Annotated in this window: 11 protein-coding genes; 8 read left to right on the forward strand and 3 right to left on the reverse strand. The window is 66.9% G+C overall.

From position 1 onward, the window contains the following. On the reverse strand, nucleotides 1–1,143 hold a 1,143-nt coding region (locus FVW20_RS13975; RefSeq protein WP_196610091.1), incomplete at its 3' end, for a sigma-54-dependent transcriptional regulator. A gap of 597 nt (nucleotides 1,144–1,740) precedes the next feature. Here FVW20_RS13975 and FVW20_RS13980 point away from each other — a divergent pair. From FVW20_RS13980 to FVW20_RS14005, 6 genes are all read left to right on the forward strand, one after another. Beyond that, nucleotides 1,741–2,337, forward strand: a complete 597-nt coding sequence (locus FVW20_RS13980; protein WP_196610092.1) for a hypothetical protein — start codon at nucleotides 1,741–1,743, stop codon at nucleotides 2,335–2,337. Nucleotides 2,338–2,811: 474 nt separating this feature from the next. Beyond that, complete coding sequence (locus FVW20_RS13985) at nucleotides 2,812–3,939, forward strand: branched-chain amino acid ABC transporter substrate-binding protein (RefSeq protein WP_196610093.1); 1,128 nt, start codon at nucleotides 2,812–2,814, stop codon at nucleotides 3,937–3,939. Nucleotides 3,940–4,252: 313 nt separating this feature from the next. Continuing rightward, complete coding sequence (locus FVW20_RS13990; protein WP_196610094.1) at nucleotides 4,253–5,158, forward strand: branched-chain amino acid ABC transporter permease; 906 nt, start codon at nucleotides 4,253–4,255, stop codon at nucleotides 5,156–5,158. Continuing rightward, nucleotides 5,155–6,147 (forward strand): branched-chain amino acid ABC transporter permease, encoded by a 993-nt coding sequence (locus FVW20_RS13995; protein ID WP_196610095.1) that lies wholly within the window; start codon nucleotides 5,155–5,157, stop codon nucleotides 6,145–6,147. Before FVW20_RS13990 ends, FVW20_RS13995 begins: the two co-directional genes overlap by 4 nt. Next, the gene (locus FVW20_RS14000) at nucleotides 6,144–6,911 is read left to right on the forward strand and encodes an ABC transporter ATP-binding protein (protein WP_190244047.1); all 768 of its coding nucleotides are present in this window, start codon (nucleotides 6,144–6,146) and stop codon (nucleotides 6,909–6,911) included. The genes FVW20_RS13995 and FVW20_RS14000 overlap by 4 nt, the downstream gene beginning before the upstream one ends. A 142-nt stretch (nucleotides 6,912–7,053) precedes the next feature. Continuing rightward, on the forward strand, nucleotides 7,054–7,770 hold the full coding sequence (locus FVW20_RS14005) for an ABC transporter ATP-binding protein (protein ID WP_196610096.1): 717 nt from the start codon (nucleotides 7,054–7,056) through the stop codon (nucleotides 7,768–7,770). A 223-nt stretch (nucleotides 7,771–7,993) separates the two neighbouring features. On the opposite strand, the gene FVW20_RS14010 is transcribed toward FVW20_RS14005, so the two are convergent. Further along, nucleotides 7,994–8,398, reverse strand: a complete 405-nt coding sequence (locus tag FVW20_RS14010) for a response regulator (protein WP_196610097.1) — start codon at nucleotides 8,396–8,398, stop codon at nucleotides 7,994–7,996. Nucleotides 8,399–8,828: 430 nt separating this feature from the next. Here FVW20_RS14010 and purT point away from each other — a divergent pair, with 430 nt between their 5' ends. Then, complete coding sequence (purT, locus tag FVW20_RS14015) at nucleotides 8,829–10,010, forward strand: formate-dependent phosphoribosylglycinamide formyltransferase (protein ID WP_196610098.1); 1,182 nt, start codon at nucleotides 8,829–8,831, stop codon at nucleotides 10,008–10,010. A gap of 301 nt (nucleotides 10,011–10,311) precedes the next feature. Beyond that, the gene (gene tgt / locus FVW20_RS14020; protein ID WP_196610100.1) at nucleotides 10,312–11,472 is read left to right on the forward strand and encodes a tRNA guanosine(34) transglycosylase Tgt; all 1,161 of its coding nucleotides are present in this window, start codon (nucleotides 10,312–10,314) and stop codon (nucleotides 11,470–11,472) included. Between the two features lie 543 nt (nucleotides 11,473–12,015). Here tgt and FVW20_RS14025 read toward each other — a convergent pair. After that, nucleotides 12,016–13,370 (reverse strand): sensor domain-containing diguanylate cyclase (locus tag FVW20_RS14025; RefSeq protein WP_196610099.1); only part of this gene is annotated, 1,355 nt, incomplete at its 5' end.

Consider the following 13,370-nt stretch of genomic DNA (forward strand, 5'->3'; position numbering starts at 1 on the left):
GGGGGCGTCGATGGGGCCTTCGGCGGCAATGGCGGCGCGCTCGATGACGTTGGCCAACTGGCGCACGTTGCCCGGCCAGTCGTAGGCGCACAGGGCGGCCACGGCCGCCGGGGTCAGCCCATGCACGGGCAGGCCCAGGGTGCCTTGCAGCCGCCGCACCACGTGCTGGGCCAGCAGGGGGATGTCCTCCTTGCGGCTGCGCAGCGGGGGCAGGTGCACCACGGCCACGCCCAGGCGGTAGTACAGGTCTTCACGAAAGGCCTTTTCGCGCACCCGGTCGGCCAGGTTCTGGTTGGTGGCGGCGATCAGCCGCACGTCCAGCGTAACGGGCCTGCGCCCGCCCAGGCGTTCCACCTGCTTCTGTTCCACCACCCGCAGCAGCTTGGGCTGGATGGCCAACGGCATGTCGCCGATTTCGTCCAGCATCAGCGTGCCGCCCTGGGCCAGTTCGAACTTGCCGGGCTGCGCGGTGGCCGCGCCGGTGAAGGCCCCCTTTTCGTGGCCGAAGAGTTCGTTTTCGAAAAGATGTTCGGGAATGGCCGCGCAGTTCACCTTCACGAAGGGGGCGGCAGCGCGGGGCGACAGCGCGCGGATGGTGTCCGACGCCAGTTCCTTGCCGGTGCCCGATTCACCCATGATCAGCACGGTGGTGTCCAGCGGGGCCACCTTTTCGATGAGCGCCTTCACTTCCATGATGGCCCGGCTTTCACCGATGATGCGGCTGGCCGGGCCGTCGCGGCGCAGCGAATCGCGCAGGGCGGCGATTTCCGCCTGCAAGCCGCGCTTTTCCATGGCCCGGCGGATGACGATGTCCATTTCCTTCAGGCTGAAGGGCTTGGAGAACACATCGTAGGCGCCCAGCTTCACCGCTTCCAGCGCCAGTTCGCGCGTGGAGTAGGCGGTCATGACGATGATGTCGGTGCCGGGCGCGGCGGAACGCAGGTGGGGAATGGCCTCCACCCCGGACATGCCGGGCAGCATGACGTCGGACAGCACCAGGTCGAAGCCGCCACCGCGTAGCAGTGCGATGCCGTCCTCGGCACGCCCGGCGGTGGTGACGCGGTAGCCGCGTTGTTCCAGCGCCTCGCGCAGCATGGACTGGAAGGCGGTGTCGTCTTCGATCAGCAGGATGTGGCCGCTCATGCGTTGCCGTGTGTCCGGATGCCGGTGGATGGAGTGGGCATGTGCCGTGGCGAAGCCATGGCGCGGTGTCCGGGCGGTGGCCCGGAGACATGCCGTTCGGGGCGCGGCTGCACGGCGGCGAGGCCGGGCGTCGCGCGGACCGTGCAAAGGTACAACGGACCGGGGTGAAGGGCAAATTGTTAGATTTGCACACCTGTCCGTCTATCCGGATTTTGGCGCAGGGATATGTCCTTGCGCATGGGGCGGTTGCATGCGGTAGGCGTTGGGGCGGCGGGCGGCGGGCGGTGGGATGGCGGGGCGTTGGGGCGGCTTGCTCCGCCTTCACGGAGGCATGCGACCCTCCGCAGCTGTTTCAGGGGCATGACATGTCGATCTGCCGCAGTGCAGGGGGTTGCCGCACCTCGGGACGGTGGGGTAGGTGTGTGCGCTGATTCGTCGGGTGCGGAAGGGGGGGGGCAACCTCTTCGGGGACGTCCCGGCTCGTTTTGATTCGTCCCTGTCCGTCCCCGTTCGCCCCTGTTCGTCCCAGTTCGTCCCGTTTCGGCAGCCGTCCGCCCGCGGGCGCAACGGCGCAACCGCCTTTCGCAGGAGTTTCGCATGCAGCTTGGCCGCATGGCGCAGAGCGCCCTTCGTCCCATGATCGTCGGCACCGACATCGAGGCCTTTCGCCAGCACTGCGGCGGCAGCCTTGGCGGGTTGTTCCACTGCATGCGCTATCCGGGGCCGCGTCTGCTGTGGGATGGCGGCACGCAGGAATTCGTGGACGAGGCGGGCGCCGCCGTGGCGGGGCTGGCTGCACTGGCCGGGGAGCTGGCCGTGCTGCGCGATGCCGTGGGTGCGGCGCTGGCAGGCAGCGCATCCGCCGCCGTTTCCGTCTCCATGGACGGCACCCTGCTGCGCGGTCAGGACGGCTCCGCCCATTATCGCATCTGCGACCTGATCCACCCGGAGATTCCGGTATGGCGGCAGGTGAACCTGCTGGCCGACCTGTTCTGCCAACTGGAACAGCGGGTGCCCCATGTGCGCCCGGTGCCGCACGAGCATACCCCGGCCATGAAGACGGAGACCCGTGTGGCCCGCTGGCTGGCCACATGGAAACGCCCCGGCTGCGGCGGCGTGCTGCTGAAGCGCCCCGAACTGGTCTACGCCCCCGGGCAGGAGACGCCAGACGCGTGTTGCGTCGTCATGCGTTGACCGCCTGTTGCGCCGTGATGCGCCAGACGCCCCGGCGTCGTCATCTGCCAGACGCTCCGGCGTCGTCATGCGTTGATCGCGTGCCGTGCGGGATTTTTCCGACCGTAAGACACGGCTTTTCCCGGCCTTCTCTCCTTCCCGCCCGGCATGCCCCCGCCCTGTTTTCATCCTTCCCCGCCCTGCTCCGATCCTGCCCCGGGCCTCGTCGATTCGTCCCGTTCATTGGCATGACGTACAGTTATCTTGTCAGAGGGATTGCTTTTCTTCGGCTTTTTCCGCAAAATGTCGTAAGCGGCCCGCATCAGGCGTGGCCCGGTCATTTGTGTTGACAATAACGTTGACAGGCATGTCCACCACAGGGACGGTACCACGACGGGCCAGCCGCCCGGCGTGTCGCACCATGCGAAGAGGCGAGGAAAAGGTATCGGGGAAACAGTCTAGCGAGGGATCCGCGGGTTCCCGGGAGGTTTCGACATGAAACACGTTGTAAAGGCGCTGACGCTCGCACTAGCCGCTTCGCTGCTCATGGCCGCCACGGCCTTTGCGGCGCCGGTGAAGATCGGCCTGATGTGCCCCCTGACCGGCAAGTGGGCCAGCGAAGGGCAGGACATGCGCAACATCGTCACCCTGCTCGCCGATGAACTGAACAAGGCTGGCGGCATCAACGGCAACAAGGTCGAACTGGTCGTCGAAGACGACGGCGGCGACCCGCGCACCGCGGCCCTGGCCGCGCAGAAGCTGACCACCTCGGGCGTCATCGCCGCCATCGGCACCTACGGCTCGGCGGTTACCGAAGCCTCCCAGAGCATTTACGACGAAGCGGGCGTGGTGCAGATCGCCACCGGCTCCACCGCCGTGCGCCTGACCGAAAAGGGCCTGAAGCGCTTCCTGCGCACCGCCCCCCGTGACGACGAACAGGGCATGGTCGCCGCCAAGCTGATCAAGGCCAAGGGCTACAAGGCCGTGGCGCTGCTGCACGACAACTCGTCCTACGCCAAGGGCCTGGCCGACGAGACCAAGGCGCTGCTGGACAAGGCCGGTACCAAGATCGTGTTCTACGACGCCCTTACCCCGGGCGAACGCGACTACACCGCCATCCTCACCAAGCTGAAGGCCGCGAGCCCCGACATCATCTTCTGCACCGGCTACTACCCCGAAGTGGGCATGCTGCTGCGCCAGAAGATGGAAATGAAGTGGAACGTGCCCATGATGGGCGGCGATGCCGCCAACCATGTCGACCTGGTGAAGATTTCCGGCAAGGAAGCGGCCAAGGGCTACTTCTTCCTCAGCCCCCCCGGGCCGCAGGACCTGGACGCCCCGGCCGCCAAGTCCATGCTGACCGCCTACAAGGCCAAGTACAACGGCGTGCCCGGTTCCGTGTGGTCCGTGCTGGCCGGTGACGCGTTCAACGTCATCGTCGAGGCCGTGAAGTCCACCGGCAAGGCCGATTCCGGCGCCATCGCCGAATACCTGAAAACCAAGCTGAAGAACTACCCCGGCTTCACCGGCCAGATCTCGTTCAACGAGAAGGGTGACCGCGTGGGCGACCTGTACCGGGTGTACGAAGTGAACGCCAACGGCGATTTCATTCTCCAGCCCTAGCAGCCTTACACAGCCGGACACGGCTTGCACGACGGGGCGGGCGCTGCCGCCCGCCCCGTTTCCACCGCCCGGCGGGGCCGCCGGAAACATCCGCGCCTTCCGGAAACGTCCGTGCCTTCGGCAGGATGAGGGCAGGACGCATCCGGCAACAGGATCGGGCGGGGGATCGACGAAACAGATGGCCACGGGGCCGTAGCGGGGCGCATGACGTCCCATCCGCAGGCGGACCCTCACCGGGGTCCGCGTTTCGCGCCGCCATGTCCGGGCCATCCGCCCGGGTCTGCGGCGCGGGGGAAGCAGCACAGGAACGCCCATGGAAGAATTCTTTCAGCAGTTGACCAACGGTCTTGCGGTGGGGGGCATCTACGCGCTCATCGCGCTGGGCTACACCATGGTCTATGGTGTGCTCAAACTCATAAATTTCGCGCATGGCGACCTGTTCACCATCGGGGCCTACCTCGGCTTCACGCTGTTCACCGCCTTCGGCCTGTCGGGCCTTGTGTCCGGGCCGGGCGGCGTGCTGCTGGTGCTGGTCATGGTCATGGGGCTGGTGGCGCTGATCGGCTTTCTGCTCGAACGCGTGGCCTACCGCCCCCTGCGCTCTTCCAGCCGCCTTTCCGCCGTGGTTTCGGCGCTGGGCGCCTCCATCTTCTTCCAGAACGCGGTCATGCTCATCTACGGGGCCAAGTTCCAGGTCTACCCCAACGACATCCGGCCCAGCTACGTGCTGTCCATCATGGGCATCGACGTGCCGCTGGTGCGCATCATGATGATTGCCGCCTCGCTGGGCCTGATGCTGGCGCTGTACTGGTTCACCCAGCGCACCCGCATCGGCGCGGCCATCCGGGCCACGGCCATTGATCAGGGCGCGGCCAAGCTCATGGGCATCGACGTCAACCGGGTGATCTCGCTGGTGTTCATGATCGGCCCGGCCCTTGGCGGCGTGGCCGGGGTGATGGTGGGCCTGTACTACGGCCAGGTGGACTTCACCATGGGCTGGGTCTACGGCCTGAAGGCCTTCACCGCCGCCATCCTGGGCGGCATCGGCAACATACCCGGCGCCATGGTGGGCGGCCTTCTGCTGGGCGTCATCGAGGCGCTGGGCGCGGCGTACATTTCCATCGCCTGGAAGGACGCCATCGCGTTCCTGGTGCTCATCCTCATCCTGATCATCCGGCCCACGGGCCTGCTCGGCGAAAGGGTGGCCGACAAGATATGACGGTGTCGCGCACCACGAGCTATGCGGGCATCGCAGTGGTGGTGGCGGTGCTGCCCCTGCTGCTGGACCCCTACTGGACCGACGTGTTCGTCAGCATCGGCCTGTATTCCGTGCTGGCGCTTTCGCTGAACATCATCCTGGGCCAGGCCGGGCTGTTCCACATGGGCCACGCGGCGTTCTACGCCGTGGGCGCCTACGTGACGGCCATCGCCAACACCATGTGGGGCGTGCCCGTGCTGTGGGCCATGCCTTTTGCCGGGCTGGGCGCCGCGCTGTTCGCCATGGTGGTGGCGCGGCCCATCATCCACCTGCGCGGCGACTACCTGCTCATCGTGACCATCGGCATCGTCGAGATCGTGCGCATCGCGCTGATCAACAACGTGTTCGGGCTTACCGGCGGGGCCAACGGCATCTTCGGCATTTCGCGCCCGATGCTGTTCGGGTTCAAGATCGCCAAACCCGTCCACTTCTACTACCTGGTCTGGGCGTACGTGGCCTGTTCCATCCTGCTGTTCCGCAGGCTGGAGAATTCGCGCTTCGGCCGCGCCCTCAACTACATCAAGGAAGACGACACCGCCGCCGAGGGCAGCGGGGTGAACACCGCCTCGTACAAGCTGTGGGCCTTCGTGCTGGGCGCCTTCTGGGCGGGCATGACCGGCACCATCTATGCGGCCAAGATGACCATCATCTCGCCGGAATCGTTTTCTTTCTGGGAATCCGTGGTGCTGTTCGCCATCGTCATCCTGGGCGGCGGCTCCAACCGGGGCGTGCTGCTGGGTGCGTTTCTGCTCATCGGGCTGCCGGAATTCTTCCGCGAATTCGCCAGCGCCCGCATGCTGGCCTTTGGCCTGGCCATGGTGGTGATGATGATCTTCCGCCCGCAGGGCATGCTGCCGCCCATGCCGCGCTTCTACAAGCTGCCGGAGCGCATCCGCTGCATCACCGGCAAGGGCGGCGACGCCGCCGCCCAGGCAGGAGGTGGGGCATGAGCCTGCTTGCGCTGCGCAACCTGACCAAGACCTTCGGCGGTCTGGTGGCCGTGAACAACGTGACGTTCGACGTGGCCGAAGGGTCCATCGTCGGGCTCATCGGCCCCAACGGGGCGGGCAAGACCACGGTGTTCAACCTGATCACCGGCAACTACAAGCCCGATTCCGGTGACATCTTCTTCGATGGCCGCACCATCAAGGGGCTGCCCACGCACCGCATCGTGCAGCAGGGCATTGCCCGGACGTTCCAGACCATCCGGCTGTTCCAGAACATGTCGGTCATCGAGAACGCGCTGGCGGGCTGCCACTGCCGCATGCAGTCGGGCATGCTGTCGGCCATGCTGCGCACCCCGGCCCAGCGCGCGGAAGAGCAGCGCGCCCTGTTGCGCGCCACGCGCGAACTGGAATTCGTGGGGCTGGCCGACGAGCACGCCAACCTGGCCAAGAACCTGTCCTACGGCAACCAGCGCCTGCTGGAAATTGCCCGTGCCCTGGCCACCGACCCGCGCTTCATCATTCTGGATGAACCTGCGGGGGGCATGAACGACCAGGAGACCGCCGCCCTCATCGACACCATTCGCGCCATCCGCGACCGGGGCATCACCGTGCTGCTCATCGAGCACGACATGAGCCTGGTCATGAAGGTGTGCGAGAAACTGGTGGTGCTGGAGTACGGGGCGCTGCTGGCCGAGGGCGTGCCGGCGGCCATCAAGGATGATCCGAGGGTGATCGAGGCCTACCTTGGCGCCGATACAGATGATTAGTCCGGATTCCATGCCGTGCGGGCGATACGGCCACCAGTCCGGAAACGGTGGTTGCAGCCGCGTCCGGCGGATGCTCGACAACAGTATTGCCGGAACATGCCACCCCTGCGAGCCTTGGCTTTAACGGGTACCGGGAGAGACGATGTTTCTGGAATTGCGCGACCTGCATGTGAAGTACGGCAACGTCGAGGCCCTGCACGGCATCAACGTGCATGTGGACGAAGGCGAAATCGTGACCATTCTCGGCGCCAACGGCGCGGGCAAGACCACCACGCTGATGTCCATTAGCGGGCTGGTGCAGCCCAGCCAGGGCGGCGTCTATTTCAAGGGCAAGGCCCTGCACGAGATGCCCAGCCACGCCGTGGTGCGCGAGGGCATCACCCAATCGCCCGAGGGGCGGCGGGTGTTCGGCACCCTGACCGTGCTGGAGAACCTGAACCTCGGGGCCTTCACCAGCAACGACAAGGCCCGCATCCGCAAGACGCGGGACTGGATATTCGAGCTGTTTCCCCGCCTGATGGAACGCAAGGACCAGCTTGCAGGCACCCTGTCCGGCGGCGAGCAGCAGATGCTGGCCATCGGTCGCGCCCTCATGGGCGACCCCAAGGTGCTGCTGCTGGATGAACCGTCGCTGGGGCTGGCCCCCATCCTGGTGAAGTCCATCTTCGAGACCGTGCGCGCCATCAACAAGACCGGCATGACCGTGGTGCTGGTGGAGCAGAACGCCCGCGCCGCGCTGAAACTGGCCACGCGCGGCTACGTGCTGGAGGTGGGCCGGGTGGTCATGGAGGATTCGGCGGCGAACCTGCTGGCGAATACCGATGTGCAGGATGCGTATCTGGGCGGCTCCGGCCATTAGGGGCATTGCCACGCTGCGGTCTTTCGCCCTCTGGCTGCGTCAGATTTCGCTTTTTACTCCGGTCACGTACGAAAAGAGTACGCTCCCTTCGTAAAAAGCTCATCTTCCTTGCCAGAGAACGAAATCCTCGCAGCGTGCCGCTCGGAATCGCATGGCGATGAAGTGAACAAAAAGGCACACCGGAATCGGTGTGCCTTTTTGTTCGCTTGAAGGATTCGCGCTCTCACCCCGCCAGATGGGCGGCGATGGTGTCCATGAGATCCTGGCGGGTGATGGGTTTGGTGAGCAGGCCGTTGCAGCCCGCGTCGGCGCAGCGGAGCAGGTCCTCGTGCCTGTCGTGGGCGGTCAGGGCCACGATGGGCACCGGGGCGCGGCCCAGCAGGCGTTCTTCCTCGCGCATGGCGCGCACGGTGTCCGTGCCGTCCATGTCGGGCATCACCACGTCCATCAGCACGAGGTCCACGGGGTGCTCGCGGAAGATGCGGAGTGCCGCGTGGCCGGAGTCTGCCTCCATGCAGCGCAGCGGCGTGTCGCGCAGCAGAAGCAGCAACAGGGCGCGGTTGGGGGCGGCGTCATCGACGATGAGCACCGTGGCGGGGGGGAGCGAGTGGTCGATTGCGGTGGTCATCCAGGACTCCGGAGCGCGGGCCGGTGGTCGGCGCGCTGGTGAGGGGTGCCGGACGGCGTGCGGCGGATTGCGATGCTGTGGCGGAGGTTGTTCTTCCACGTGTTCTGCTTAGCCCAAGGATGCCCGTAGCCGCAAGGTGGGGTGAAGTGGCGCACCATGTACCTGTCGGGTGCGCGTGCAGCCTTTTCGGGATCCATGCGTTCCGGCGTGTTCCTGCGTCCGGTGCGCGGCCCCGTGCCCTGCATGCGACCCGTACGCGGACCTGTTGCCCCCGACCTGCGCGGGGGCTGGCCGCAGTTCCGCCCGCCCGTGGTTGCCTGCGATTTCACCGCGCGCCCCTTGCACAGTGGGGGCGGGCGTGGCACATCCGTGCGGTCGGCGCGGCCTTCCCCTTCATCATCAGCATGCCCACGCGGCGCAGGAGCAGCACATGGTCACCATCGGCACCCCCAACACCCCCTCCGCAACCCGCATCCTACTGCTCGGCTCCGGCGAACTGGGGCGCGAGGTGGCCATCGAGGCCATGCGCCTTGGTGTGGAAGTGATTGCCGTGGACCGCTACCCCAATGCGCCCGCCATGCAGGTGGCCCACCGCAGCCACGTGGTGTCCATGCTGGACGGCGCGGCCCTGCGCAGGATCATCGAGGCGGAACGCCCCCACTGCATCGTGCCGGAAATCGAGGCCATCGCCACCGAAACCCTGCTGGAACTGGAGAGGGAAGGCTTTCGCGTGGTGCCCACGGCCCGCGCCGCCCGCCTGACCATGGACCGCGAGGGCATCCGCCGCCTGGCGGCGGAGGAACTGGGCCTGCCCACCTCGCCCTACCGGTTTGCCGAAACGGAAACGGAGTACCGCGAGGCCGTGGACGCCGTGGGCCTGCCCTGCGTGGTCAAGCCGGTGATGAGTTCGTCCGGCAAGGGGCAGAGCACCGTGCGCACCGAGGCCGACGTCATGAAGGCCTGGGAATACGCCCAGACCGGCGGGCGCGCGGGCGGCGGCAAGGTCATCGTGGAAGGCTTCGTGGACTTCGACTACGAAATCACCCAGCTTACGGTGCGCCACGCGGGCGGCATCACCTTCTGCGACCCCATCGGGCACCTGCAGAAGGACGGGGACTACCGCGAATCGTGGCAGCCCCAGCCCATGAGCCAGGCCGCCCTGGCCGAGTCCCGGCGCATGGCAGAGGCCGTTACCGGGGCCCTTGGCGGGTGGGGCATCTTCGGCGTGGAACTGTTCATCAAGGGTGATGCGGTGTACTTCAGCGAGGTGTCTCCCCGTCCGCACGACACCGGGCTGGTGACGCTGATTTCGCAGAACCTCAGCGAATTCGCCCTGCACGCGCGGGCCATCCTGAGGCTGCCCGTGCCCGCGTTGCGCCAGAACGGCCCCGCCGCCTCGTGCGTGGTGCTGGCCGAAGGCGACAGCACATCGCCCAGCTACCATGGCATCGAGGCTGCCCTGGCCGAGCCGGACACCGGGCTGTGCCTGTTCGGGAAACCTGAAGTCCACGGCAAGCGCCGCATGGGCGTGGCCCTGGCCCTTGGCGCCAGCATCGATGAGGCCCGCGCAAAGGCCCGCCGCGCTGCCGCCGCCGTGCAGGTGGAACTGTAGCCGCTGGCGAACGCCGCACCCTGACGCATCGCATGCGCCCGTTCCGGGGAACCGGGGCGGGCGTTGTGCGTTGGTCCGGGGCGGGGCGCAGGTGCAGGCGGGCAGCTGAGGAGGAACGTGGCGCGGCGGAGGTCGGCGTGCCAGCGGGGCTGGCGAAGTTGGTGATGGCGCGGGCTGCTTCGGGCGTTGCGGGCTGCCGTTGCATGGCGTCCCCGATAATCGGCCCATTGCCCCCTTTTCAAACGTGCATCGCGCCGCTATGGTGCGCGCCATGCCGAACCAGACCGAAATTTCCACCGCCATGGCCCCTGCCGACGCCCCGGCCTCCATTTCCGCCGAGGCCCCCGGCACCTTCCGCATCCACGCCACCGACGGCGCGGCCCGCACCGGCGTGCTGCACACGGCGCACGGCCCGGTACGCACGCCCATCTTCATGCCCGTGGGCACCGTGGGCAGCGTGAAGGCCGTGGCCCCGGACGACCTGGACGCCATCGGGGCCGAGATCATCCTCGGCAACACCTACCACCTGTATCTGCGCCCCGGCGACGAACTGGTGGCCCGGCGCGGCGGCCTGCACGGCTTCAATGCCTGGAAGAAGCCCATCCTGACCGACAGCGGCGGCTTTCAGGTATTCAGCCTGTCGGCCCTGCGCAAGATCACCGAGCAGGGGGTGGAGTTCCGCTCGCACCTCGACGGCTCCAAGCACCTGTTCACGCCAGAGAAGGTGGTGTCCATCCAGCGCAACCTGAACTCGGACATCATGATGGTGCTGGACGAGTGCGTGCCCTACAGCGCGGACAAGCCGTACACCGAAAAGTCGCTGGCCCTCACCACCCGCTGGGCGCAACGCTGCCGCGACGCCTACCCCAGGGGCACGGCGGGCAACCTGCTGTTCGGCATAACCCAGGGCGGGTTCTTCAAGGACCTGCGCGAACGCTCCATCGGAGAACTGACGCAGATCGACTTCGACGGCTTTGCGCTGGGCGGCCTTTCGGTGGGCGAATCCAAGCCGGAGATGATGGACATCCTGTACCACTGCGCGCCCCTGCTGCCTGCGGACAAGCCGCGCTACCTGATGGGCGTGGGCACCCCGCTGGACATCATCAACGGCATCGCCGCCGGGGTGGACATGTTCGACTGCGTGCTGCCCACCCGCAACGCGCGCAACGGCACGCTGTACACGTCGCTCGGCAAGATCAACATCAAGCGCAGGGAATTTGCCGAGGACGACGGCCCGCTGGACCCGGCGTGCAACTGCTACGCCTGCCGCACCTTCTCGCGCGCCTACCTGCGCCACCTGTACGTGGCCAAGGAACTGCTGGCCTTCCGCCTGAACTCGGTACACAACCTGACCTACTTCCTGGACGTGGTGCGCGGCGCGCGCGCGGCCATCGCCGAGGGGCGCTTTGCCGCCTACAAGGCCGGGTTCGAGGCGATCTATCCCGAAGAAGTGGTGGCGTAGGCGCCGTTTCTATATTGTTTTTTCGCCAGTTGGCTGACCGCCCCGAAGGGCGCGAAGCGCGCCCGTTGGGCGAACTTGCGAACCTTGCGGGCATCGTGCGCAACGCGGTCAAACTTCGCCCGCCATTGCGCTGCTGTCCTTATCCGCAAGATTCGCGCTTCGCGCTCACCTGACGGCCAAGGCTCGGTTGAATACGACAAAAGCGCGTTGCGGTCCCCGTCCGTAAGGCTCGAAGACTCGCCAACGGCTGAGGCATACGCCCTCATGGCGGACTCGTTTTCCTTGCCAACGAACGAAAATCCTGATTCAGAAACAGCCCTCAGGGGCGCAGGCCGCGCCGAATCGACCGGCCTGACTGCCGGGCCAACGTGCCTGACATGAAGGGCAGGACCCGGCATGCTGGCCGCCCTGGCCACCCTGACCAGCCGGATTGCCCGAAATGACATGAACGCATGGGGGGCCGTCACGACATCGTGGCGGCCCCTTTCGTTTTCGCGTGCACTGCGCTTTCGCGCGGTCACATGCAATGGCCCTTTCACGCGGTCAGGCCGCGTCCTGCCCGCTTCCGGCTTGGCCATTCCTGCCCGTCCCGTTCGCATGCTGGGCGCATACCCGGTTGCGGCCCCCTTCCTTGGCGCGCATCAGCATGTGGTCGGCACGGCGGATCAGGTCGTCAAGCGAATCGTTGGCCCCCCGGTATTCCGCGGCGCCCACGCTGACGGTGCAGCCCACCCATACGTCGCGCACGGCCACCGGGGCGTCTTCCACGGCGGCGCGGATGCGTTCCGCCGTGCGCAGGGCGCGTTCCTGCGCCGTTTCCGGCAGCAGCACGCCGAATTCCTCGCCCCCCAGGCGACCGATAAGGTCGTTTTCGCGCAGGGACAGGCTCATCACGTCTGTGATGTGGCGCAGCACCATGTCGCCCGCCTCGTGCCCCCAGGTGTCGTTGATGGACTTGAAGTGGTCGGCGTCCAGCAGCAGCACCGAAAGCGGGCGACCATAGCGCTGGGCGCGCGCCGCCTCGTCCTCCAGCCGGGCCATGAAGTGGCGGCGGTTGGCCACGCCGGTCAGTTCGTCGGTGGTGGCCAGTTGCTCAAGGCGCAGGGTGTCTTCCACCTGGTCGGTCACGTCCAGGAAAAAGCTTTCCACTTCCGGCGCTTCCGGCGTGCCGGTGCGCCGGGCGTACAGCGATACCCAGATGGCCTCGCCGCCGCGCCGGTACCAGCGCAGCCGCAGCCCGGTCACCACTTCTCCGGCGGTCAGGTCGTCCAGCATGGCCTGGCGGTCCATGGGTTCGGCGTACAGGGGGATGACGGAATCATCCAGCACGGCACGGGCATGGGCCACGTCGCGGAAGCCCAGCAGGGCCGCGCCGTGCTGGTTCAGCACGTTGATGGTGCCGTCCCAGGTGGTGCGAAAGATGCCGATGGGCGCGTTTTCCACCAGTTCGCGGTGCTGGCGTTCGGCATCGCGCAGGGCGGCTTCCGCGTCGCGGCGGGCTGTGACCAGTTCGTTCAGGTGGCGATTCAACGCACCGAATTCGTCCCGCCCGGTAAACAGGTTGCGCACGGTGAAGTCGCCGCGTGCAATGTTGCGCATGTATTCGGCAAGCCGGCCCACCCGACCGGATGCCCCCGCCGCTGCCACCGCGAACAGCACGGCAAACAGGAGGAGCGTGCCGCTGATGGCAAGGATGGTGCCGTAACGGATGGGGGCCACGGCGCGCAGCAGTTCTTCCTGCGGCACCAGCAGCACCAGCCGCCAACCGGGGCCGGGCACCGCGCGCACGGCGGCCAGCACCCGTTCGCCGTCCATGTCCAGGTAGGTGGCGCCGTTGCCCGCATTGTCGCCGATGGTGCCGCCGATGGCCCTGTCCGTCCCGTGGGCCGCATGGGTGC

The organism is Nitratidesulfovibrio oxamicus (genome assembly GCF_015731765.1).
Lineage (GTDB): Bacteria > Desulfobacterota > Desulfovibrionia > Desulfovibrionales > Desulfovibrionaceae > Cupidesulfovibrio > Cupidesulfovibrio oxamicus.